At 41.1% G+C, this 23,662-nt stretch carries 19 protein-coding genes; 9 read left to right on the forward strand and 10 right to left on the reverse strand.

The window, feature by feature from the left end:
- Positions 1-71 precede the first annotated feature (71 nt).
- Complete coding sequence (locus V7K61_RS00495) at positions 72-1,553, reverse strand: energy transducer TonB (protein WP_335049960.1); 1,482 nt, start codon at positions 1,551-1,553, stop codon at positions 72-74.
- A 347-nt stretch (positions 1,554-1,900) separates the two neighbouring features.
- Here V7K61_RS00495 and V7K61_RS00500 point away from each other — a divergent pair, with 347 nt between their 5' ends.
- From V7K61_RS00500 to V7K61_RS00510, 3 genes are all read left to right on the forward strand, one after another.
- Complete coding sequence (locus tag V7K61_RS00500) at positions 1,901-2,554, forward strand: MotA/TolQ/ExbB proton channel family protein (RefSeq protein WP_335050000.1); 654 nt, start codon at positions 1,901-1,903, stop codon at positions 2,552-2,554.
- Complete coding sequence (locus V7K61_RS00505) at positions 2,538-2,942, forward strand: ExbD/TolR family protein (RefSeq protein ID WP_335049962.1); 405 nt, start codon at positions 2,538-2,540, stop codon at positions 2,940-2,942. Before V7K61_RS00500 ends, V7K61_RS00505 begins: the two co-directional genes overlap by 17 nt.
- A gap of 584 nt (positions 2,943-3,526) precedes the next feature.
- Positions 3,527-5,461: a hypothetical protein gene (locus tag V7K61_RS00510; protein ID WP_335049964.1), complete on the forward strand. Its 1,935-nt coding sequence runs from the start codon at positions 3,527-3,529 to the stop codon at positions 5,459-5,461.
- Positions 5,462-5,463: 2 nt separating this feature from the next.
- Here the strand turns inward: V7K61_RS00510 and V7K61_RS00515 are convergent, their stop codons facing one another.
- Positions 5,464-6,051, reverse strand: coding sequence for a Uma2 family endonuclease (locus V7K61_RS00515; protein WP_335049966.1), 588 nt, complete (start codon positions 6,049-6,051; stop codon positions 5,464-5,466).
- Between the two features lie 340 nt (positions 6,052-6,391).
- Here V7K61_RS00515 and V7K61_RS00520 point away from each other — a divergent pair, with 340 nt between their 5' ends.
- The 3 genes from V7K61_RS00520 (at position 6,392) to V7K61_RS00530 (ending at position 10,081) form a co-directional block, all read left to right on the forward strand.
- Complete coding sequence (locus tag V7K61_RS00520) at positions 6,392-7,210, forward strand: PD-(D/E)XK nuclease family protein (RefSeq protein ID WP_335049968.1); 819 nt, start codon at positions 6,392-6,394, stop codon at positions 7,208-7,210.
- The gene (locus V7K61_RS00525) at positions 7,207-9,432 is read left to right on the forward strand and encodes a Piwi domain-containing protein (protein WP_335049970.1); all 2,226 of its coding nucleotides are present in this window, start codon (positions 7,207-7,209) and stop codon (positions 9,430-9,432) included. Before V7K61_RS00520 ends, V7K61_RS00525 begins: the two co-directional genes overlap by 4 nt.
- 193 nt (positions 9,433-9,625) lie before the next feature.
- Positions 9,626-10,081 (forward strand): nuclear transport factor 2 family protein, encoded by a 456-nt coding sequence (locus tag V7K61_RS00530; protein WP_335049972.1) that lies wholly within the window; start codon positions 9,626-9,628, stop codon positions 10,079-10,081.
- Between the two features lie 417 nt (positions 10,082-10,498).
- Here V7K61_RS00530 and V7K61_RS00535 read toward each other — a convergent pair whose 3' ends face one another.
- Both V7K61_RS00535 and V7K61_RS00540 read right to left on the reverse strand, forming a co-directional pair.
- Entirely contained in the window at positions 10,499-11,191 is a 693-nt protein-coding gene (locus V7K61_RS00535) for a hypothetical protein (protein ID WP_335049974.1), read from the reverse strand.
- A gap of 340 nt (positions 11,192-11,531) precedes the next feature.
- Positions 11,532-12,494: an orange carotenoid protein N-terminal domain-containing protein gene (locus V7K61_RS00540; protein ID WP_335049976.1), complete on the reverse strand. Its 963-nt coding sequence runs from the start codon at positions 12,492-12,494 to the stop codon at positions 11,532-11,534.
- A gap of 704 nt (positions 12,495-13,198) precedes the next feature.
- On the opposite strand from V7K61_RS00540, the gene V7K61_RS00545 reads away from it, so the two are divergent.
- Positions 13,199-13,411 carry a chlorophyll a/b-binding protein gene (locus tag V7K61_RS00545; protein WP_335049978.1) on the forward strand — a complete coding sequence of 71 codons (213 nt, stop codon included), beginning with the start codon at positions 13,199-13,201 and terminating at the stop codon, positions 13,409-13,411.
- 69 nt (positions 13,412-13,480) lie between these two features.
- Positions 13,481-13,720, forward strand: coding sequence for a hypothetical protein (locus V7K61_RS00550; RefSeq protein WP_334838023.1), 240 nt, complete (start codon positions 13,481-13,483; stop codon positions 13,718-13,720).
- A gap of 679 nt (positions 13,721-14,399) precedes the next feature.
- Here V7K61_RS00550 and trpE read toward each other — a convergent pair.
- The 3 genes from trpE to V7K61_RS00565 form a co-directional block, all read right to left on the reverse strand.
- Positions 14,400-15,929 carry an anthranilate synthase component I gene (gene trpE, locus V7K61_RS00555; protein WP_335049981.1) on the reverse strand — a complete coding sequence of 510 codons (1,530 nt, stop codon included), beginning with the start codon at positions 15,927-15,929 and terminating at the stop codon, positions 14,400-14,402.
- 247 nt (positions 15,930-16,176) lie between these two features.
- The gene (locus V7K61_RS00560) at positions 16,177-16,599 is read right to left on the reverse strand and encodes a photosystem I reaction center subunit II PsaD (protein ID WP_335049983.1); all 423 of its coding nucleotides are present in this window, start codon (positions 16,597-16,599) and stop codon (positions 16,177-16,179) included.
- Between the two features lie 251 nt (positions 16,600-16,850).
- The gene (locus tag V7K61_RS00565) at positions 16,851-18,860 is read right to left on the reverse strand and encodes a DICT sensory domain-containing protein (RefSeq protein WP_335049985.1); all 2,010 of its coding nucleotides are present in this window, start codon (positions 18,858-18,860) and stop codon (positions 16,851-16,853) included.
- A gap of 726 nt (positions 18,861-19,586) precedes the next feature.
- Between V7K61_RS00565 and V7K61_RS00570 the strand changes: the two genes are divergently transcribed.
- Positions 19,587-21,878, forward strand: coding sequence for an amylo-alpha-1,6-glucosidase (locus tag V7K61_RS00570; protein ID WP_335049987.1), 2,292 nt, complete (start codon positions 19,587-19,589; stop codon positions 21,876-21,878).
- 115 nt (positions 21,879-21,993) lie between these two features.
- On the opposite strand, the gene V7K61_RS00575 is transcribed toward V7K61_RS00570, so the two are convergent.
- From V7K61_RS00575 to V7K61_RS00585, 3 genes are all read right to left on the reverse strand, one after another.
- Complete coding sequence (locus V7K61_RS00575) at positions 21,994-22,674, reverse strand: hypothetical protein (protein ID WP_335049989.1); 681 nt, start codon at positions 22,672-22,674, stop codon at positions 21,994-21,996.
- Complete coding sequence (locus tag V7K61_RS00580) at positions 22,674-23,087, reverse strand: RusA family crossover junction endodeoxyribonuclease (RefSeq protein ID WP_335049991.1); 414 nt, start codon at positions 23,085-23,087, stop codon at positions 22,674-22,676. The genes V7K61_RS00575 and V7K61_RS00580 overlap by 1 nt, the downstream gene beginning before the upstream one ends.
- 98 nt (positions 23,088-23,185) lie before the next feature.
- Positions 23,186-23,482 carry a hypothetical protein gene (locus V7K61_RS00585; protein WP_335049993.1) on the reverse strand — a complete coding sequence of 99 codons (297 nt, stop codon included), beginning with the start codon at positions 23,480-23,482 and terminating at the stop codon, positions 23,186-23,188.
- Between the last annotated feature and the right edge of the window lie 180 nt (positions 23,483-23,662).

Below are 23,662 nucleotides of genomic sequence, written 5' to 3' on the forward strand. Positions count from 1 at the left end.
GGCATTGGACGAAGCTTAGAACTCCCACCAATGCAATCGCCCTTTATGACGCGGCAAATGACGTTGACAGACTACTGCTGACTGGGAGCAGCAGGTTGTGCTTGAGGTTGTTGGCGTAAACGGCGTAAAGAGTCCCGCAATTTGTTCTGGCTAGTATTATCTCTTCGCCGCCGCCGATTTGTAGTTTCTTGTGGTTTTTGTGATGAATCGGTAGTCGTTTGCTCGCGCTGGATGCGGCGTAGGGACTCTCTTGCAGTTCCTTGAGTAGGAGTTGTTCTAGCTTCAGATGATGAGTTTCTCGCAGGACTTTCTGCTCTTTGAGGTTCCAGTCGCCGACTAAATCCAGATATTGCTGGTCTTGATGGGGGTGCTAACTCTCTGCGTCTGCGTCTTGGAGTTTCCTCTGTGGAGTTGGTAGCCGTTGTCTGCCGAGTTCTCTCTTCTGCTTGTCTTTGTGCTTGACGTTCTTGGACTTGACGCGATCGCCGTGAACCTTTGATGGCAAATTCAGTAGCGATCGATACTCCTTGTCTACCTCCTTCTGCGGGTTTTAGTTTCCACTCACGCGCTTGTCTGGCGGTTTCTTCATCTAAGTCGCGGTTTCCACTAGAGCGAGCAATCCGCACATTGGTAACATTACCTTGGGCATCAGTATCTACAGCTACTTCTACTCTGCCTTCAACTCCTCGCCGTCTTGCTGCCTCTGGATACTTGGCATTACATTCGCGGCAGGCTGCACGACCATTACCATTACCTGAACTGTTAATTTTTGGAGATGTAGGCCCTGTTGCTACTGTGGGACGGTTTCCTGTTCCACTACCAATTCCACTGCCGATGCCGCTACCGGTGCCACTACCAATGCCACTGCCTGTGCCACTACCAATTCCACTACCAGTTCCACTACCAATTCCACTGCCAGTACCAGTGCCAGTACCACTGCCAATGCCACCTCCAGTGCCAGTGCCAGTTCCTCCGCCAGTGCCGGTACCGCTGCTTGTACCTACAGCAATACCACTACCTGAGCCTAAACCAACACCAGATCCCCCGCCACCGCCACCGCCACCGCCACCACCTGCTGAACTTGCTTTGGAATCTTCAGACGGAGCTGATTGGGGAATGGATGCAGATTTCACAGGTACTTCTGGTACCGATCGTGGAATAGGTGCAGATTTCACAGCAACTTCTGGCTTGATAGGAATTGCTTTTGGCGGCGTATTTATCGGCTGTGGCTTCTGAGGGACTGCTGTAATCTGTTCAAATTTTTCTACTGGTGGAGTTTCTATAGACTGTTTTTGGACAACTTCTGGTTCTTTTTTTATTTCTTCTGGAATCTCTGCAATTGGTTTTTCTGGTTCAGCAGTCGGAGAATCCACGATCGCAAATTCTATTGGTTCTTCTTCTCCTGTGGGCACTCTCGTCAAATAATTACTTACGCCAGAAGACAGTACGCCGATATGCAGCGCCAGTGAACCTATCAGACTGTAAGTCAGAAAAGACTTGAGAGCCTCAACTTCTTTGGAACGTTGCTCGACAGTAATGCCGGAAAAGCTCATAGCTATTGCTACCTATTCTCACTAATTTAGTTATTTTAGAATGCAAGGTTACAAATATCAAGTAAACAATTCAAATTATTTGCGATCGCGTTACGGAACCCCGAACTAGCACAAACATCTTTTTGAAGCACCAATATCATGGTTTTTGGACAAGATTAATTTTTATTGCAATTAAATTAAATTAATTTATGTAAAACAAACGAACTAGTAAATAAAAATCATGAGCCTTTCATTTGAAAAAATTCTCATTATATTTTATATTTTGTTGAGAATGAGTTTCAGCTTTTCTCTAGATTCTGGTAGTCTAATTTTGTATTGTGGATGACGTTATAGAGGCACTACATGGGATGGGAATTCAAAATTTGTTTGCAGCAGGCGGTGTGGTCATGTGGCCCCTGTTGGCGTTTTCAGTATTGGGTGTGGCACTGATCGTCGAGCGGATCAGGTTTTGGGTAAGAATCAATCAGCGTCAAAGCCGTGTAGTGCGAGATGTTTTGAATCTCTACCGTCTTGATAATGTTGTCGGTGCAATGGATAAACTTCAGAAAAACGCAGATTTGCCACTCGCTCGGATTTTTCTGGCGGCTTTAGAATTAGAAGAGCCAAATCCAGAGGAATTCCGTTTGGCCTTAGAAAGTGAATCGCAAGCTGAGATACCTGTACTCAAACGTTTCCAAAACCTTTTCGAGACAATCATTAGTCTTGCCCCACTGTTGGGTCTTCTCGGCACTGTCTTAGGATTGATAGCCTCCTTTGCTTCCCTAAATCTTGGTGATGTGGGAGGTAGTAAAACGACAAATGTTACGGCTGGGATTAGTGAAGCCCTGGTATCAACTGCATCAGGATTGATCGTTGCTATATTTATACTCATGTTTGCCAATACCTTTCGGGGATTGTACCAACGGCAAATTGCACTAATTCAGGAGTATGGTGGACAGCTAGAATTACTTTACCGCCGTCGCTATGAACGAGGAGAAAAAACCTATGCGTCTACCAGATGAGCCAGAGCTTCCGCTACAGATTAACATCGTGCCGATGATTGACGTGATTTTTGCAATTTTGACATTTTTCATCATGTCAACTTTGTTTTTAACACGTTCAGAAGGTTTGCCAGTAAATTTACCGAAGGCCGCCACAGCGAAACAACAGCAAGTTCCCACTAAAATTACCATTACGGTAGATGAAAAAGAACAGGTAAGCCTGAACCGTAAACCAATTGCAGTTGATGATTTAACAGCGCAAGTGCGGTCTTTAGTTGGTTCTAACCCAGAAGTATTAGTGATTATTAATGCTGATGAAAAAGTTGATTATGGCCGGGTGGTGGCGGTGATGGATCGGGTACGTCAGGTTCCGGGAGCTAAATTAGCGATCGCTACCCAAAGAGAATAAATAGATATATTAGCCATAAGAAGTTTAGAGAGTCAGGAAAATTCTATATTCTGACTCCTAACTCCTAACTCCTTCTTATCTAATAGACATCTCCAGCAATTTATTATGCATTGTCCAAAATCCTTGTTATACACAATTCATTAATTTTGCCTATAGCGGTTCTCGACAAGCGTGAAGTACAATTTTGACCTCTCTCCAAACCTCTCTCCTAAAAGGAGAGAGCCTTTGAATTGTTCCCCCTTCCCGCGACGAGTTGGGGATTAGGGGGTTAGGTCTATTTGCATACCTGTAACTCACCGGATTGAAAATGGCTATACCTGATTTTCATCAGATATTTAATCATAACCGCAGTAACTTTTATCAAAACAGAATTCAGGAGACAGAACGAGCGTCTTCATTCTGACTCCTGAATTCTGACTTCTGACTTCTTCTTCAATGGTCTAGGTTTTGCCAAGGTTAAGTTTCAGCCGAATGCTTCCATTCTAGTATCTACAATCACGACATAATCCAAACTGACTTGATAAATTGCTAATTACAGGAACAAAATAGGCATAGCAAATTTATACAAGCAGGTAGATTATCTGATGACTATTCCAGAGTCAATTAAAAAATTCATTACATGGATACAAGGTTTTGACCATCGTGTTTTACAAAATGAAGATGATGTAAAAGAAAAGTTTATTTTGCCCATGTTTCACTATCTCTGCTATCCAGAGAGATGTCATCGTGAATACTCTTTGAAAACATATCAATCAGAAACTTACGCCAAGAATCCAGAAATTGCTCAGATTTATTTTGCAACAGATGATGTTAAAAAACACAATACAGATACATCACTAATTTTTGTAGAAGCAATAGAACCGCAAAAAACTAAGTTAAATCAGGCTATTGAACAAGCTAAATTTTATAGTAATCATTTTAATACACTATTTTTTATTGTTACCAATGGATATGAAATCAAGATTTTTCAGCGTCTACATTACAATCGAGAAGAATTAGTATTTGATCTAAACATAGATAGCTTAAAAAATAACGATATTGCCTCAAAGTTTTATAACAAACTCAATTTTGATGTAATTAAAAATATAGATAAAAACACAGCCAGTATTTTGACATATACTAAATGTAACTTAATAGAAAACTTAATTTTACGCAATCCAGATTTACAGTATTTTTTAGAAAAATGTGATTTTGAGCCTTCTATAAATCGAGAAGGCTACCACTTAGTTGTTGTTAAACCAAAAGTAGCGATCGCCTGTAATTTACCCCAAGCTTTTGGAGAAGGTAATTGTCAAATAGAATTCAGTAGTATTCTTTTTAAAGGTTTAAAAATTAACTTAAATCATCAAGATATTTTAGGTCAATTAATGATAGGATTACACACCCAGCCAGATTGGGGTTGTCGTCGTTTTTTAAAACAGATGGATAAAGATAATTTTACAGTAAATTTGGGTCAAACAACAGTCATTTTATCAAAATTAGAAGCAACAGACTTGTGTTTGTGTGTTGATGAAATTTGTCATAAATATCAAAATTTAATAATTGAATTTGAGAATGCTTTAGAAACATGGGATTTTGAATTCGTAAAGTTCTCAGAAGTTCGCGGTTTTATCCTATTTTCTGTAAGACAAGAGTTATGGGAGTTGATGCAGCAGTTTGCCAAGGAATTTGATTATAAGAAAGGTAAGTCAGAATGGCATCTATTTCATAGAGAAAATATATCAATTCGAGTGAGTCGAGGAATTCGCGATCATACATTTATCTTCCCAAAATTTGACAGAGATTTATCTTTATTACCTAGCAATCAAGTTAATATAATCTACGAACTAAATGATATCAATTTACAATCTATTGAAGCAGCTCAATTTGGCTTGTGGCAGCAAGATATTGGAGTAAGAGGAACTTGGACAGCTAGATATACTAAACAGTGGTTATTAGATAAATATATTCCCAAGGTTATTAATTACTATTCAGAAAATTCTCAATTATCTGAACCTGAATTACTAGCAAAAATAACAAATCACAGAAGGCAACGTGCGCTGATTAAAGAAATTGATAATATTATAGATTTAGTACTTTATCTTCGTGACATACAATCTTGGCTACATATCTATGTGGAAAATATTGCAGCTTCGCTATTGAAACCATATTACCAAGCCTATACAAATTTAGTGCGTAACACAGATTCTTCCATAACAGGCATAGACTATATTTTCGGAAATTTGCGGAGAGTTGAGTGGAAAAATACGCCAGAAGAAAATTATAGCAATTCCACAGACTGGAAAAACTTAACTTTTAAATATGCTATAGATTGCTTAGATAAACAAGTAGTAAGAATAAATAATAGTGACTACGAGAATAGTTTCAAGGCAGATTTAATCACTCGGATATTTATTTGGATTATTGAAAATGGTAGAATATCTTTTTCACAAGCTCAGTTAAGTGCTGCTAAACAAGCTTTAATCCCACTTTGGGAACAAAGTCGTTTTGAAATGCGCTATATCTATCCTAATCAATAAAATTACATAATTTGCTGTAAATCTAACATAAATCCAGGAAGTACATTTTCTCCAGATAAACTAGCAGGATTGTCTAATATTTCTACATCTTTACCTAGACGATAAATTTCCACTCGCTTGTTTTTCCGGTCAATTAACCAGCCTAATTGAGTGCCATTTTCGATATACTCCTGCATTTTCTCTTGCAATTCTTTCAAGGAATCAGTACGAAAACGTAACTCTACTACAAAATCAGGACAAATCGGGGCAAATTTTTCTTGTTGTTCTGGGGTTAAAGCATTCCATCGCTCAATTTTCACCCAAGAAACATCAGGAGAACGTTCTGCGCCATTAGGTAGAGTGAAACCAGTTGAAGAGTCAAAACCTTTGCCTAATTTAGTCTGTTTATTCCAGATTCCTAATTCAACAACCATATCAAAGTTACGGTTGCCAATATCACTACCTGTAGGTGGCATAATTAATATTTCCCCTGATGCTGTGCGCTCAAATCTATAATTACTATTTTTCTGACACATTTGGAAAAATTGCTCATCAGTCAAGTCAATTTTCAATTTGAGTGTAGAAGGGAAACTGGTTGTCGTAGCGTTCATAGGCTATTCTGAGCATCTTACTTTCTAGTGTAGTGCTGTGTGGGGTGCGATCGCATGATGAGATAATGGAGTGCGATCGCACTTTACACAACTTGCAACAAAACGTAAAGTACGAACATACACAAGCGTAGTATAAGTGATGGAATTACATAAATAATTATTGGCAAAAATTCAATTTCCAAATATAGCAATATAGTTTTTGTTGCTAAAACTTTTGAGCGCTAACCATAAGATGGTGTATAGTTTCTTGTTAACTAAATACAGAGAAATTCTGTCTATGATTCGAGATTTATGAGCAGGTAAGCCAAACACCAGCTTGCATCATAGGAAATTGAAACTTATGGGACAAGCTTGGCTACCATCTGCAAGTTATAATCTTTGGTCTTTATCAGATTCACGAGTGGGTCAAGAATTCTGGTTTTGTGATATGAAGCGAGGCTTTAACAAGGTTCGTCACAAAGAACCTCAAGTTAAAGTTCTGTTGGAAGACAACAAACATCAGCGAATTGGTAAATTAGCACAAACGGGGGTTTATGAATTTTATCAAAACCCCCAACTTTTGTCACAGTCTGAAGGTGTAGAAAAAGTTGCAGCTATTTTAAAACTAAATCAAGAGCCAGACGAAGTTCAAGAGCGAATTATTGGGATTCTGAACAACTATTACAAAAAACCTATTTTAGTTGGCAAGCAAATTATTGAGTTGAGCAAAGGCGATGAGGGATTTCCTTCACCGATAATTATCGAAGAGGGTAGTTATTCTTTCAATTTATATGCACCAACTGACTGTATTTTTCAACAGCCAGATGGTACTATTCATATTTTAGATTTCAAGACAGGTAAATCCGAATTTGACCGACGACAGGCTTACGTCTATCTGTTAGCAGCTAGCTATCTCTATCCACAGCAACCATCTGTTGCCTCATTCTACAACTTAGAAACTGGCTTGACATCTGACATAATTACAGCCACTTCTGAACAACTCAAATTTGTGCAGATAGAGCTAGCAGATATAGCAAAACGATATGAGCTTGAAAGAGTGCGTTATGGCGAAAACCCAAATGATTTTGCCAAAATATTTCCTCCCAATCCTGGTAGTGCCTGTAGGTACTGTACCTTTAATTCAATTTGTGAATTTTCTGTAAGTGAGGTTTCTAGGTGATTGCTGCTGCAACTATTAATCAAACAAAAACTTTATCTTCTAGCGAGATTTTCCGTCTAAACTTTTCAAATCTTAATATAATGTGCTTTCAACTGAAGCCTGAGATTGAACAGGAGGAAGGCATTAGTTTGAGCTTCCATCTTAGTCGTATTTTACCTCACATAGTCGTTGTTTGGGATAAGCCATATTTTTATGCTATTGGTAAATCCAATAATTCTATGTCTATGCGGGATTTTGGGATAGAGTGGGAATCCATACTAGAACAAATTGCTGCGGAAGGGATAAAAGACTTTATCGATCGCACTTGGCAGTTTCAAGAAGTTCCACTTACTAAAACAGTCTCAGCAAATGTTATTTCTCTATTCGCTTATCAGGTATTAAAGACATCTAAACCATATCCCTTTTCATCCATAACTGCTCTGTCTAAAAATGGTGTGCAAGTAAGACGTGAGGCAGAATTTTGGGCAGAACCCATCGAAATACATGGAACTTTACAACCGGCTATTACTTTAACAACGAAAAGCAAGTTTTTGTTAACAAAAACTTTGGCTGAGTTCTATCTTAATCATGCCGATAAGCATAACCCAGAGAAGCTTTTGATTGATCTGAATGTTCGCTCTCTTTCTGGTGATATCCAAGGTAATGGTACTATCATACAGCTTATTAAAGAACCTTCGTTGATACACAAGCAAAAACTTATTGGTCAAGCAAAAAATGAAATTAGTAAGAAAGCTCTTCAAGATAATCTATCTAATAAACTCCTGGTGGCTGTTAAATTTGGGAAAGGTAAAAAACTGTATGAATATGGCATGGCTGCTTTGCGCCCCTGCGTTACATCCGCAACAGCTAATAAGTTTGGCGTTAAGTGGGGAGACTTACTCAAGGAAACCAAAATTCTTTACAAAAAACGAACAGAATTATTAGCTACCTACAAAAAAGAAGCTGAAAATGCTTTAAATAATTATGGATTTGAGTTAGGACTCAGCATCAACAGCCGTGACTATCCAGAGTTATTTTGGCAACCACAAGTTGCGATTGAAAATACACCCCTACTGTTTGGCAATGGAGTTATTGGCGCTCAAAGTAAAATTCTCACAGGTCTTTCTAGAGGTGGAGTTTACCACCGCTATTATAAATTTTCTGATCCATCCAGACCAATTCGGATTACTGTTCTGAATTTTTGTGAGATGGGGTTAGATTACTTTATAGAACAACTTAAACAACGGTTAAAAAGCTATAAATTTGAGAGCCTATTTGTTAACAACTCAATATCGCTAAAAAACTTAAGTGGGACTAAGGCAAGAGCAACAGTAGAGGAATTAGTTAATGAATTAGAAGTAGTCAATGAATTAATAGAAATTCGACCTGACATAGTTTTGGCGGTTTTGCCCCAGAGCGATCGTAACGCTGATGAGGAAGATGGTGGTAGTCTTTATCACAAAATATATGATCTATTGCTTCGTCGCCAGATAGCTAGCCAGATGATTTATGAAGATACATTAAAGAATCCTGATTATTATAAAAATATTCTCAATCAGGTGGTTCCAGGAATTCTCGCCAAGCTGGGTAATTTACCTTTTGTTCTGTCTGAACCTCTAGAAATAGCCGACTGTTTCATCGGATTGGATATTTCCAGAGAGTCTAAGACAAAACTTTCTGGAACAATGAATGCTTGTGCAAGTATGCGTCTTTATGGGAAGCAAGGAGAGTTTATTCGCTATCTGCTAAAAGATACTTTGATTCAAGGTGAAGAAATTCCTAAACAATTTCTAGAAGGACTGTTACCAAAAAAGGAGTTTGAAGGAAAAACAGTACTGATTTATCGTGATGGGCCCTTTCGCGGACAAGAAGTTGCTAATCTCCTAGAATGGGCTGAAGCCATTGGCTGTAAATTGATATTAGTAGAGTGTCGAAAGTCTAATATTCCTCGACTGTATAATTTGGTTAATAAAACCATAGCTGCACCAGAAAAAGGTTTAGCATTGCGTATTTCTTCTACTGAAGCAGTTCTGGTAACAACTCAAGTAACTGAAAAGATGGGTCTTGCTTATCCTTTACGCTTGACAGTTATCACTGCAAACCATCGAGCTTTAATTTCTCCTCCCATAGAACAAGTGGTTGAAACTACTTTGAAACTCACCTTACTGCATCATGGAGCATTAAAAATGCTCGCTTACCAATGCCAGTATATGGAGCGCATAAGATGGCAAAACTGCGATTAAGGGGGATTTATCCAAGCAGTATGCTAGAGGGCGATCGCCAGTTTTGGTTGTAGAATTAAAATCAACGCTACAGACATTCTGCGTCCAATAAAAACCTGACTTTTCGCAGGTGCGATCGCAATGCAAACAACTTCTGGTTAAATTTTACTAATGCTCTATAAGCTTGATACCTTTAGAGGGTAGAAAAATCTAGATGCTTTGGTTATCTCAATGGCTAGTGTTAGGAACTATATTTGTTAGCTTAACTTTTAGCACACCCTTATTTGCCAGTCATTCTATGAACCAACAAGATATCCAGATATTAATAGAAAAAGCTAAAGATGCATGGGTTGCTCAAGATATCGATGCTCTTGCACAATTGTTTACGATTGATGGAGAACTAATCATACCTGGTCAATGCTGGCGGGGGCAAGAAAGAATTCGAGAAGGACTTGTCAATTTTAAACAACAGTATTCAGATGTCAAAATAGACATCCACCGGATTATCATTGGAGCAAATCAGGCAGCAGTAGAATGGTACTACGAAGATATAGAAAAGGCGACAGGTCGTCGTAATAAAGCTGATGACGTAATTGTTGTAGATTTTAAGGATAGTCAAATTAGTCGTTGGCGTGAATATTTTGACACACAAACGCCAACTAACAGATAGTTACATTAGCCTTAAAACTCCAATATCCCTAATTTATTTTGAATTAAGGATATTGGAGTATGAAAACTAATTTTTAACGTAAAAAACACAAGACGTTTACCACCGTTAGACCGCTCTGATGAAGAATTTAACCTTCCCTAAGTGATAATAAAGTGGAGGAAGCGACAAAAACTCCACACCGTCAAGGTTTTGATTGATTTACACTGTTCAAACATCTGCGGTCGCTCTCCTTGGATGTCTGATAATGGGTCACAGCGGTATAACACCCATACAGTGTTGTCTGTTTTCATAAACATAGAATAGCTAACTGTTGGGTGAAAAACTCTCTCTCTCAAGTATAAACACTACCTAGCCAAGAGATATAGCTATATTGTTTATACAAACTTGTCTAAAGTAAGATTTTAATTCTTTATAACTTTAGCTAGTCATTTGACGCCGTTGGGACTGTACTTGGTTAAACTGCTTTTGTTGTGGTGTTAATTGGTTGTAATCACTTGAAGATTGCATATCCCATTGTAATTCTGCGAGTAACAGTAAACTAACGGTCATAATTAGCCCCGTTGAGAGAAATTGCATGACACCGCAATACGGTAAAACTAAAATTCCCAGCAAATGAATAAACCCCATCAGAATAAATGTGCGTGAACGCATTCCTATCCCGGTGCAAAGGTAGCCGATGGCACTTAATCCTAACCACAGTGGACACAAACGGATCAACACCTCTCCCCATCCCAAAAAAATGCTCAAATCGGTCAAGATTAAACCCATTAAGATTAAAATCGCCCAACTATAAACAACCCAGCGTAGCTGTTCTACAGTTGCCCAAAACCAAGTTAAACTTACCATGCCAACTGCACCGAATAAGGTAAGCACTGACCACAAAATTGCTTGGTCACTCCAGCTAATGGGTAGAAACTGGGCAGTTACGAAAATTCCAGATGAAATTAGTCCCCAGAGAATAAATGCTTGATCGACGCGAGTATAAAACTTTGAAAAGAGAGTGAAATTTCCAATTTGGTAGTTGAGACAGACTAGACCTTGAATATCTTGAAAATCTAGCTCTTGCTGTTTTTCACGCAGGAGCGGCTCAGAGGAATTTAAAAAAGTCATTGATAATCTATTACTCTTGGTAGATGAATAAATTATTACTCTATCCAAAGATATATTGTTATTTAAATATAAACAAGTAAAAAATAGTTGAGATGCTCTTGAGCGAGAAAGGTTCTAGAAGTCAATACTACTGATTGTAAAGTAGTATATTATGATACTTAAAAAACCCGCACTTACCTTAAAACTATTTAATAATCTTTTAAAAGATCGCTGATGAATCGGTTTTTTCAATAGCGATCGCAACATTAAGATACCAAAGAAGCCGCTATCAGCTTAAGCGTGGCAATGTCTACGACGGGCTACGCCTCATCCACGCTTAAGCAGCAACTAATCTAGCCCTCTATTTACGTACTAGGTTCAGCAGTTCTTTAGGAGAAGCCAACAAGTCAATCGCTACAAAGAAGATTTTACCTTGGGGATCTAGCAAAAACCGCCATGCAATATTCATACCCACGCTGGCACCGAACCAAGGGGTTTGGACTTTGCCTGTAACTTTAACTTGGGTATAGCCATCTTCCACAGGCTCAGATATACCCCGCTCTGGAATCATTTTCAATCCCTGGCATTCTTCACGCATATAAGCGCGAATTGCGTCTTGACCAACAATTGGTCTTTCAAAGGGAGGTTGCAAAGCACCTTCGGAGGTAAACAGAGAAACCGCAGCATCAAAGTCATTGGCATTCATGTTGTTGATATAGCCAAGTACCGTAGGATTGTTGACGCCCTCAATGGTGACTTTAGTCCGAAATGCTGGTGCAGTGGGAGGAGCTACCGGCTCTGAGACTTTTTTATAACTACCAGGAGCATTCGGATCGAATCCCATGCTAATTACGGTATTACGTAAGATGGTAATTTGTTGACCTGAATCTGCATTGCGGATGGCTTGTAACACATCGGCAGCTTTAGAAGAAAGCTTGTAACCTGGTGGGATTGGAGCAACGATTCCCTGAGCCATCCATTCTCCTAACTGATACCAAAAGCCCAACTTGATATTCACCGTGAAGGATGCATAAGAACGGCACAGAGGAGTGTCAGCACGGTTAGCCAAATCGTACATGACTTGCGTTTGAGCCTCAAAAGGCATCTGCTTAATTTGTTCGAGTAAGCCTTGTGCAAGGATCATGTTGGCTGCCCCAGGAGCCGCAACTGTAATACTTCTACCCATCTCGGTATAAGCAAACCAAAGTAATGCTAGTTGATCTTCAGCATTGAGTTTAGAAAATGATTCGACGACGGTTGGAACAACGTCAGCAACTAGGGTGCCGGGAAAAATACTTTGAGCCGACTGGATGGTAAAAGACATAGCAGAAATTCCAAAAAGAAAATTACAGTTCTACCGAATGTGAAAAATCAAATGTGCAAAGACAGATGAGAAATGCGTTCAATTGTTAATAAAGGCACTCAGTAGTTTTGGCATCACTAGAAAGCCTGTTGTAGAGATAGATAGCTCTAATAAAGGCATAGTGATGCTGTTGCCGTTGAGTTTAGATACTTGGCAAAGCACATTGCAGCCTCAACTGCATAGTTATTTAGAAAGCCTTGATTAACGGTGGTTTAACGCATTGATGCTGTTTTTGTATCTTTATGTAAAGAAACATAACAAGTTTGTTACAAATTAGCAATACCTTCTCAGTTATACATTGATAGCTTCTGATTATATAAATAATAATTTTTTCTGATGTTTAATTTAATGCAATTGGTACTTTTGTGTGCATCAAATTTCCATAATCCTTAGCTGAACCTATTCGCTATCAAACATCACAAAGACGCGATAAATCGCCGTCTCTACAATAATCAGTCTTTCGTCTTGACAGCGATTCATCGCATTTCTTGGCTGAACCGAACTGTATTGAGCCGACTGTAGACACGCCTAGTTCTTGTACACATCCGAAATACCCTACTCACTTGGTACGGTTATCACTACTTTTATTTCTATGTCAAGTAGTTGCATAAAATATTTACAATAGTTAATATTCGTTTACAGAGAGCAAAAACAAAGAGTCAAAAATGGCAAGTAAAGGCTTTACCATTAACGAACGCGGTCAAATCAATAGATTTGCGATTGAACCCAAAGTTTATGTTGATGAAACTCCGCAGATAGGATTCACCAAATATGCTGAAAAACTCAATGGGCGTTTGGCAATGCTTGCTTTTGTTTCACTCATAGCTGTAGAAGTTATCACTGGAAACGGTTTGATTGGATGGCTAACCAGCCTTTAAAGAAGATATTTTGAGATTTCTTAATTTTCTTCACTTGACGAATAAAGCAATTTAGAGGCAAACTTACTTATGAAAACTGATTTTGATTATCCCAAAAAGGATTTGATTGGACCTGTTGTTTTTAGACCTGATTTCAACAACTTTGAGATGATCAATGCAAATCAAGCCTGGTCATTGTTTTTTACTGCCGGTCAAGATGACAAAGGACTGGGACAAGAAATTGAGTTCGGCAGATTTTTCACTAACCTTTTAATTGCAATTGGAGTAACTGGAATTATTTGGGCGATTTACTTCAGCCAATTAGGATGAGTAAGTTTGTTCATTTCTAGTGTGTAGTAACTTCAACAGAGGTCTTGGATTTGGATACCAGGACTTCTTTTAAATTTTCAATAAGTTTAAAAAACTCTATTTAGCTTTGGAAAAAGTTTGATGTTGATTGGATTTATAAAGCTTCCCAATTTATCACGGTATTGTGGATACGTGGGCTTAGAAGTAGCACAAATCGTTTCCCAACATCTTGCGGTTCAAAGTAAAACCTATGTAATTCAAAATAGAAGGGTATTGGTACATCAACTTTTAAAGTCTGGTCTGGATGCTCATACCGCAGATCGAACTGTTACTGTACTTGTATCAAGCCCGGTTTTACAATTAAGCAACAAAAACCAGTGTGCAATTAATTGTATGCGAAAGGAACTATATAAACAGTAAAAGGGATTGGGGCTAGGGTGTTGACTCTGTGCCTTTTTAGGAGTTAAGAAATCATGCAAATTATGTGTAGTCATTGCGTTCGCGTAGCGTCTCGTAGAGAGCTTTGCGAACGCAATGACACAAGAGAGATTGTGCTCTGACACAAAAATAGCATGAGTCAAAAACGTCCAAATTTCATCAAAGTCAACAGCCTAGATTGGGGCTAGAGGAGAGGTGACAGATTACAGAGAATAATCTGTACCCTCTAACCTTTACCCTATTCCCTTCTTCAGTCCCCAGTTCAACGCAAACAACGAATTGCCTCTAATAGACCTCTAGCTTTATTCAGCGTCTCTTCGTATTCTTTTTCTGGCTCAGAATCAGCTACTAAACCTGCACCGGCTTGGACGCTTACTGTCTTATCATGCACTACCATTGTGCGAATTGCGATCGCAGTATTTAACTGTCCTTCAAAATCGTAATACCCATACACACCCGAATAAACACCCCGACGACTAGACTCTAACTCGTGGATAATTTCCATCGCCCTAATTTTGGGTGCGCCGCTTACCGTACCTGCTGGGAAGGAAGCTTTCAGTAAATCCCATGCTGTTTTACCAACTGCTAATTTACCCACAACATTGCTAACAATGTGCATTACATGGGAGTAGCGCTCAACCACCATTAACTCATCAACTTTGACGCTACCACTCTGACAAACACGCCCCAAATCATTCCGCCCTAAATCCACAAGCATCACGTGTTCGGCAATTTCTTTGGGGTCTTGGAGTAAATCTTGAGCGAAGGCTGCATCTTCCTTAGTGGTTTTACCTCGTGGACGCGTCCCAGCAATTGGGCGTACTGTCGCTATTACTCCACCATCAGAATCGGTTTCGGCTTTCACCATCACTTCAGGACTGGAACCGATAATTTGCCAATCTTGGAAGTTAAAGTAAGCCATGTAAGGCGAAGGATTTATCTGACGTAGCGACCGGTAAAGGGCAAAAGGGTCGCCTGTGTATGTTGTTGATAGTCGCTGAGAAATTACTACTTGGAAAATATCACCTGCTTTAATGTAATCTTTCGCCTTCTCAACGCTGGCACAAAAATCAGGGCGAGTAAAATTACTCTGATACTCCTCTGCACCTCTGCTCCCCTGCTCCCCTGCTCCCCTGCTCCCTGGCGGTTTCCATTCCAATCGAGTTTTTTCCGGCGATAGGGGTAGAGATAGCTTTTCAAGCATTTGGGTGACGCGATCGCCAGCTTGTTGATATGCTGTGCGTAAATCTACATTCGGATCGCGTAAATCAGCATAAGCGATCGCCCAAATTTTCCGCTTCACCTGGTCAAAAATCAACAAGTGGTCTACCTGCATCCATAATCCATCAGGGATATTACGCTCATCTGGTGGATAAATTGGCACACGCGGCTCAATCCACTGAATCAATTCATAGCCCCAAAACCCAAATAAACCGCCAATTCCTGGCGGTAGCTGTGGTAATTTTACTGGGTGATAAGGTGCTAAACATTCAGCTAAAGCTGTAAAAGGATCGCCAGCAAAAACCACCTGCGAACCATCGCGGTTTTTCTGGGTAGTGCGATCGCCCCTTGCTTCCAAAACCCACACCGGGTCGCAGCCCACTAAACTATAGCGTCCCAGCTTTTCCCCACCTTCTATCGATTCCAACAAAAAGCTATAAGGCTGACCCGCACAGACCTTATACCAAGCAGATACAGGCGTATCTAAGTCCGCCACCCATTCTTGATATACCGGGACGAAGTTGCCTTGTAAAGCTAGCTGAGAAAATTCGGAGAAATCGGGGAATACCATAAATTGCTTAGGGATGGGGCATAAGAAGCAGAGGGGCAGGGGGGCAGAGGAGCAGAGGAGCAGAGGAGAAATAATAACTCCTAACTCAGCACTCCTAACTCAGCACTCAGCACTCCTGAAGGGCATGGGGTACAAGAAGCAGAGGGACAGAGGTTAATAGGGGGCAGAGGGGAAAGATTTGCTGTAACTTTCCCCCTGCTCCTCTGCTCCTCTGCTCCTCTGCTCTCCAGTCCCCAGTCCCTAGTCCCTATACGTCGTGGGTAGCTTTACCACTGAACTTGAGTTGTGATGGATTGGGGTTTTCCCCAATGCTGCGTGGGACATAACGCACTTTTTCACGACCTTCATTTACTTTTTCGGGGAAGACACCATCAGCTGGGTGAAGTAAGGTAGTTTCTCCGTTGGGTAAAATCCGGTAAACTTTGTAATCTGTGATTTTGAGTTTACGAAGTTGCTGACCGCCCAAAAAGATGCCATATTCTTTACGAGCTATATACAGCAGGTTTTCACCTTTCCGCATAATAGCAGCACCACCTGTAGGCAATTCAAATACTTGCTCTTTCGGGCTAGTCCAAGTGATAGCGTACTTTTCTTCAACTACTGCTTTGTTTAGCAAGCCACCAGTGCTGCCAGCAAATAGGGGGGTTTGTCCAGAGAGTGTTTCTGCCATAAAGATGATTCTCTCAACGTTTTTAGGGAATCCTAACACCGCAACCACGATCATATTGCGATCGCGTCATAGACTGTAACAGTTTTTAGTCATTTGTCCTTTGTTCTTTGTCATTTGTTAAAAATTAATGCCTCATGGCCTTCAGGAGTGCTGAGTTAGGAGTTATTATTTCTCCTCTGCCCCCCTGCTCCCCTGCTCCCCTGCTCCCCTGCTCCTCTGCTCCCCTGCTCCTCTGCTCCCCTGCCCAATCCCTATTTACTCTTGACTTTTGTCCGCTTTTCCTCTTGGCTATTCTGAACAATCGGGATGGTGAAGTGAAACTGACTACCCTGGTCTTTGCCAGTTGACTCTGCCCAAATTTGCCCACCCCAGCCATTAACAATTTGACGGCAAATTGCTAAACCAAGTCCAGTCCCGCCAGTGGTGCGGCGCAGCGCTCCTTCTTCTTGATAGAAGCGGTCAAAAACTACTTCTAAACGATTTGGTTCAATGCCGCGTCCAGTGTCAGCTACAGTCACCTCGACCATTTGACGGCTGTTGTAAATCGCTTTAATGGTGATTTCTCCTTGGGGTGGCGTAAATTTCAAAGCATTATCCATGAGTTTTGCCAGTACTTCGACTAGCCAATCACCATCAGCTCTCACTAAAGGTAGGTTTTCGGCAATTTGAGTCTTGATTTGGGGCGGCTTTTCCATTGAGGAACGGGTGCGATTTCGGCTGAGTGCTAAATCCACACATTCTTGTAAGGTGAGAGATTCTGGATGCCATTCCACCCGGCCGCTTTCCAAGTTGGAAAGTGTAAGAAAATCTTGTACCAGTTTTCGCATCCGCTCTGAGTCGGAAAGAGCTGTGTTGAGCATCACCTGCTGCAACTCCAAAGGCATATCCGGTTCGGTAGCAAGACTTTCCAGGCACACTTGAATTGTGGATAGGGGAGTACGCAGTTCGTGTCCAGTTATGGCTATGAGGTTGCTGCGGGTGCGGTCTAGGGCTTCTAGCTGCTGGTTAAGTTCTTCTAGGTTAGCGTAAGCTTCCGCTTGGATGAGAGCTGCTCCTACTTGGGTAGCGATCGCTTCTACCAAATCCAATTCCCCAGGTTGGCACTCGTGCGGTGGCATTCGGCAGTAATGTAACTCCACAATCCCCAATAATCGCCCTTGATAGAATACTGGTTCCATCAGCCAAGAACGAATGGCAAACTTTTTGGCGATCGTGGAAAGTCCTGGCGATTTGGTAACACGGGGGTCACTCAGCGTATCGCTCACACAAACACCTTCGCCTTGTTCTACGATGTCCCGAAATAGGGAATTTTTCTCTAACTCCCAGGTTTGCCCACAAACAGATAAAACACCGGGATTCAAAAACTCATGTTCAATTATGGCTTGGCTATCTGTGGCTTGAGCGCGGTAAATTAAACAGCGACAAGCTTCTAGGTGTTGTCCTAATTCTTGTGCTGCCACCTGGAGAACTTCGTGAGGATCGAGCGATCGCCGAATAGCAGTACTAATTGAGTTGACTAATCGTTCTTTTCGTGCTTGAGCAGCAATAGAACGGTAGGCTTTGTGCAATTTGTACTGACTCGCTTGCAAATAAGTTACTAAGCGCTGCACAAAGGGATCTGTATCAATGTCACAGGCATACTCATTTACCTGTTCGGCTCCAGAGTAGTTTCGCGGCTCCCCGATGCCAAACCTCTGACGTGCCTCTTGAATTTTACTTGTCAGTTCTGGTCTGTAAACCAAAACCCTATCTAACAGTAATTCGGCTGCTTTCAGGCTAGCTCCTCTTTCCGATGTCCAAATTCCCTCAAATCTTCGAGCTGTGTCTATATCCAGATTAGGGCTTAGTTCCGGTAGTTGCTTGTTTTTAGCAAGAGAACCAAGGTTTTCTCGACAAACCAGACAAGTAGCATAATTGTCAGCAATCACTACCAAATGCCACTCGTGACTTAAGCCATCCGTTGGCTCAAAAGCCACTTTTTCGTAGTGTTCCGAACTGTTGGTGAAATCCGTTTCTGGAGCAGATAATACGTATATTTGATTACTTCGCAAAGCAAGTCGCTGGTAGCGATGAGCTTCTTGGCGGTAGAATCTCTCTCGCTGGAAACTAGCAATTACAAGGGGTTTCGCTAAAGTCGCAGCCAAAACTTGATCTTCCATCGCGTGGGAGAGCGCCGTTAATGAAGCCTTAAAATATAGCTGGGGCCGCAAGTAGGGTAGGGACTTTAGCAGATCACTCAGCACAGAAGTCGAAATGCTCATGAATTATTGTTAAACGCTCAACCTCGATCAGATCCACGTCACAGCTGCATTGTACAAATTCCAAGGGACTCTCAAGTTAAATAGACAGCTGCAATATGTAAAGAACGCTAAAAAGCGCTTTTCGCCAAAGCAGGCGCAACACTTCGTTACCAACTAGGAGCGGTACATACAACTTAATTGGTTGATTGACAACCTACTACGCCCAATATACATTCTTGACCAACTTTGCTATGTGCCTACATAGGCAAAATCTTTTAGGAGTAGATACTAAAATACTAATTATTGTATGGTTTTAACTACTGTGTTAACTAATAATCACAAATCATTGATTGCATAGTCCACGACTAAGACAAGGAATAGGCAGTGAGGATTAGTATATGGCGGTTCTCGCTTGAATAAAGGTATAAGAATCCCCTCACCGCAAACAAGGAGGGGACTATGATGTAATTTATATGATTAGAAAACGCTATAGTTCAATTACTTGAAAAGGGCTGTAAAAGCAGGGTGAGATAACTGACCGGACTTCCGCACCTTTTGTCTCTCTATGATACGCTACTATTTTTTTGCACTGTGTATCTTGACACAAATCTTACTTTTTTCGACCTAAATAAATTTAGCTGCTCTGTCCCAAAGCAAGAAGGTATTTCTTCTTTACCCCTCTGCCCCTCTGCCTCTTGGGTAAGAGACTTCTACTCAAAAATAGACCCATACATGGAACTTTGACTAATGACACCGGATACACTCATGACCCCGGAAAAAATTTTCCTGGATGGAAAAACTTTTATTCCTGCCGAACAATTACCGATCCCGGAGTGGCCTTGTGTTGTGGCTGAAAGATCGCAACCGACACTGACGGTTAAAGATGATGATTTATTTTTTGTGACAGATACTATCGGGAATATTTCTGGCTGTTCCCTCAACGATGGCAATCCCAGTATGGGACTGTTTTGTTGTGATACAAGATTTCTGAATCGCTTAGAGTTGCAAATTGAAGGGCGATCGCCTGTACTCCTCAGTAGTACTGCTGAGAAAGGTTTTTCACTCTCAGTTTTGTGTACTACCCCCAGAATCGACGATCGCCTGAAAGCCGAGACTATCGGAATTCGCCGAGAAATCGTGCTGAATGGGGCACTATTTGAAGAAATAGAAGTATCTAACTACAGCACAACCACTGTCAATTTTGAACTAAGTATCAGCTTTGATGCGGATTTTGTAGATTTATTTGAAGTCCGGGGCTATGACAGAGAAAAACGAGGTCGGCTTTTACGTCTAGTAGAACCGACGACTGAGGAAGGAACATTTTCTCAGGTCGATGGTGTTGCACCAGTACCGAAAGAGCCATCTGCCTCTAGGGAAGAATCCTTAACACTCGCCTATCAAGGTCTGGATGGCTCAGTGATGGAATCTCGGATTCTATTCCAGCATCGGCAACCAGACAATTTCAAGGGTTACACTGCGGTTTGGCAGCTTGAGTTGGCTTCTCACGAAACTCAAAAGCTGGGCTACCGAGTGAATATGTTGAGAAACAACCAGTCCAGTTCTACTGTGAGCGCCGCCACTACCTTAGGACAGGCAAAAGCTGCTGAATTGATGGAGGAGCAAAACTGGGTACAACAAATTACCCGCATTAGCTCGGATAAGAGTACCTTCAATCGAGTGATTGAGCAGGCTGAACAAGATATGTATTTGTTGCGCCAATCTTTTGGGAAGCATAAGACTGTTTCCGCCGGAGTGCCTTGGTTTTCGACATTATTTGGGCGAGATTCGTTGATTACAGCTTCCCAAACCCTGATGTTAAACTCGCAAATCGCCAAGGAAACTCTGATATTACTGGCGACATACCAAGGTAAAATCGATGACGAATGGCGTGAAGAAGAACCGGGTAAGATTTTGCACGAGTTACGTTTGGGAGAAATGGCTCGTTGTCAAGAAATTCCCCATACACCTTACTACGGTACTGTTGATGCCACTCCTTTGTGGCTGATGCTCTATGCCGAACATTATGCTTGGACTCACGATGGAGAACTCCTAGAGCAACTTTGGCCCAATGCTCTAGCGGCAATGGATTGGATCGATCGCAATATCAAACAAACCAGTTACCTCAGCTACTTCCGTACATCGAAACGCGGTCTTGCTAACCAAGGTTGGAAAGACTCTGGCGACTGTATCGTAGACCGCAAGGGAGAATTAGCCAACGGCCCAATTGCCCTCTGTGAGGTACAAGCTTACGTCTATGCTGCAAAAATGCGCCTATCAGAAATAGCTAGGATGAAGAAGCGGCTTGATTTGGCAGATCGTTGGCAAGAAGAGGCCAGAAATCTTAAGGTTCGGTTTAATCGAGATTTTTGGGTAGAAGATCAAGATTTCTGCGCCCTGGCTTTGGATGGAGAAGGCAAGCCAGTAGACAGTATTACCTCAAATCCTGGTCATTGTCTGCATTTGGGACTCTTCACAGACGAAAAAGCTCATAGTGTAGCAGAACGGTTACGGGCACCAGATATGTTTAATGGTTGGGGCATTCGGACTCTAAGTAGTTTGTCACCCGCTTATAATCCGATGGGTTATCACATTGGTTCGGTTTGGCCCCATGATAATGCTCTAATTGCAATGGGATTGCGATCGCTCGGTCTTATCGATCAAGCCCTGGAAATATTCCAAGGTTTATTTGACATGACTGAGCAACAACCCTATCAACGTCCTCCAGAACTTTTCTGCGGCTACGAACGGAACGGTGATAATGCTCCTGTGCAGTATCCGGTTGCTTGCACTCCCCAAGCTTGGGCTACGGGTAGTGTTTTCCAACTACTGCAAATGATGGTCAACTTAGTGCCTGATGCTCAAAATAATTGCTTGCGAATAATCGACCCCGCTTTGCCAGAATCGATTAATCGTCTGTCATTTCATAATTTGCGAGTCGGCCCCACCATCCTCGATTTGGAATTCGAGCGTTCTGGGACTACGACTGCTTGTCGCGTTGCGAAAAAACGGGGCAATTTGCGGGTAGTTATTGAAGCTTAGAAAGGGAGTAGGGAGTAGGGAATTAATTTACTACTCCCTATTTTATGATTTAGTGCGTAGGCGTAGCCCGTCGTAGACATCGTCGCGCAGTGCCATCCACTTTAAAAACCCAGTGTTAGCCTGCTTCATCGCCAGTGTGTAGAGTTTTCAAAAGCTGCTCTGTAAGCTCGATCAATTCATATACAGAATTTTGCGTAATTTGTGTAGTTTTGAAGCCATGAGCAATAGAATTACGTAATGGGAGTGCATTCATTAGTAACTGATACTCGGATTTTGAAATTACACCTTCAGTTACTAATTGATTTACTAAGTAGTGTGGATCAAATTTTTTTAGACTTAGCTCTTCCTTTTGGGCAATAAGTCTCAAAGTTGCTTCTACTAAAGACCAGGAATATAGGAGAGCTAATTCTGGATGTTGCGTTGTAAGTTGCCTCGCTGCTTGTAACTGTGATTCTATTTCATGTTCTTGAAGAGAAGCCTCTGCTTTGGGAGAATACGTTGTATCCTCCGGGTTGGTCATTACTAATTCAAATCTCCAACCAGGATGTTTTTCTACCGCTTGAGCTAAATTACCTAAGTATTGATTAGAAGAAGAGTTAAGTGAGGAGCGTGACTTGACTTCAATCACTACATTTTCTTCTCCCCGACGTACAATCATGTCGGGGCGATAGTGATTAAGGAAGTCAGGCAAGTCTTCTGAATTTGGATGAAAAAAAACTTCGTAACCTTTTTCACGATACTCCTCTGCTAGTTTCAGCAATCGCTCTCTTTCTAAGTTTGCGGTTGGAGTTTCCATCAAATAATTACCTCCTGGTTAGGAGCATCAATTACGACAATATATAAGAACTCATTGCCACGAGCAAAACCTTCCGCCAATGTCGAAGTCATGTTTTCTATTCTAAAGTTACTTGACAAATTCCTCTTTCTAACTAGGAGATCGCTTACTTGATTATCATCGACGTAGGCTAATCCTTTAATTGCATCTTGAATAGGCTTCACTATATTGTCTACATCCATTTTATCGGAATCATAGAAATAGGTTATTTGGAGCATGACCAAGCCAGTAGCTGTTTTTTGTTCCGCAGACCAGTATTTTTCAGCTTCTTGTCGCACTGTATTTTTCCAAGCTTGAAGCCGATTGCCCTTACCGCGATTACGAGCTTGTTGTGATACTGGTGGCCCATCTACTATGAACTCAAATCTGGTCAATGCACTTTTAAATAATAGATCACAGGTTATTTTATGCTAGTAACCTCGAACACAAGCAGATAATTCCCACTACTCATGACAGAGGAATACTGCCGTTACTAACTGTTGCTGCCTCGCTTAGTCGCTTCGCTGAGTGCTTCACGAATTATCTCATCACTCACACCATGCCGTTTCAGACTCGCAATCAATGTCGAAACAGTATCACCATCAAGTCGCTCAAGATCAGCTCGGAGTCCTTGTCCGATGTAAGCGCGAACTAATGGCTGATAACCAGAAAACCCTAACAATGGTGCTACTCGCTTCAAATCCTCAATCACATCTTCGGGAATGCGAATTGTGATTGTGGTCATTGGACGACTTTTTTCGAGTCGCTTTTTTAAGTCTTCAGGTTTCATAGTATTCACGTTCCTTGCGCGTCGCTTTCCGAGCCGAAATGATCCTATATCATGTCGTTTTCACGCTCAATGTAGACGACGTAAATATGCTTTGAATCATAATGTGAGAAAAATTTTGATCCATAAATTAGAAAAAAGTTAACGAAAATTCAGGCTTTCGCGCTAATCACAAATTACAAT

The organism is Nostoc sp. (assembly GCF_036918015.1).
Taxonomy (GTDB): Bacteria; Cyanobacteriota; Cyanobacteriia; order Cyanobacteriales; family Nostocaceae; genus Nostoc.

Excerpts from the sequence above, each read along its gene's own strand:
- V7K61_RS00565 (WP_335049985.1), bottom strand. The coding sequence starts at position 18,860 with ATGAGCATTTCGACTTCTGTGCTGAGTGATCTGCTAAAGTCCCTACCC.
- V7K61_RS00530 (WP_335049972.1), top strand. The coding sequence starts at position 9,626 with ATGCTTTGGTTATCTCAATGGCTAGTGTTAGGAACTATATTTGTTAGC.
- trpE (WP_335049981.1), bottom strand. The coding sequence starts at position 15,929 with ATGGTATTCCCCGATTTCTCCGAATTTTCTCAGCTAGCTTTACAAGGC.
- V7K61_RS00550 (WP_334838023.1), top strand. The coding sequence starts at position 13,481 with ATGAAAACTGATTTTGATTATCCCAAAAAGGATTTGATTGGACCTGTT.
- V7K61_RS00585 (WP_335049993.1), bottom strand. The coding sequence starts at position 23,482 with ATGAAACCTGAAGACTTAAAAAAGCGACTCGAAAAAAGTCGTCCAATG.
- V7K61_RS00540 (WP_335049976.1), bottom strand. The coding sequence starts at position 12,494 with ATGTCTTTTACCATCCAGTCGGCTCAAAGTATTTTTCCCGGCACCCTA.
- V7K61_RS00575 (WP_335049989.1), bottom strand. The coding sequence starts at position 22,674 with ATGGAAACTCCAACCGCAAACTTAGAAAGAGAGCGATTGCTGAAACTA.
- V7K61_RS00570 (WP_335049987.1), top strand. The coding sequence starts at position 19,587 with ATGACACCGGATACACTCATGACCCCGGAAAAAATTTTCCTGGATGGA.
- V7K61_RS00545 (WP_335049978.1), top strand. The coding sequence starts at position 13,199 with ATGGCAAGTAAAGGCTTTACCATTAACGAACGCGGTCAAATCAATAGA.
- V7K61_RS00520 (WP_335049968.1), top strand. The coding sequence starts at position 6,392 with ATGGGACAAGCTTGGCTACCATCTGCAAGTTATAATCTTTGGTCTTTA.
- V7K61_RS00535 (WP_335049974.1), bottom strand. The coding sequence starts at position 11,191 with ATGACTTTTTTAAATTCCTCTGAGCCGCTCCTGCGTGAAAAACAGCAA.
- V7K61_RS00505 (WP_335049962.1), top strand. The coding sequence starts at position 2,538 with ATGCGTCTACCAGATGAGCCAGAGCTTCCGCTACAGATTAACATCGTG.
- V7K61_RS00510 (WP_335049964.1), top strand. The coding sequence starts at position 3,527 with ATGACTATTCCAGAGTCAATTAAAAAATTCATTACATGGATACAAGGT.
- V7K61_RS00500 (WP_335050000.1), top strand. The coding sequence starts at position 1,901 with ATGGGAATTCAAAATTTGTTTGCAGCAGGCGGTGTGGTCATGTGGCCC.
- V7K61_RS00560 (WP_335049983.1), bottom strand. The coding sequence starts at position 16,599 with ATGGCAGAAACACTCTCTGGACAAACCCCCCTATTTGCTGGCAGCACT.
- V7K61_RS00515 (WP_335049966.1), bottom strand. The coding sequence starts at position 6,051 with ATGAACGCTACGACAACCAGTTTCCCTTCTACACTCAAATTGAAAATT.
- V7K61_RS00495 (WP_335049960.1), bottom strand. The coding sequence starts at position 1,553 with ATGAGCTTTTCCGGCATTACTGTCGAGCAACGTTCCAAAGAAGTTGAG.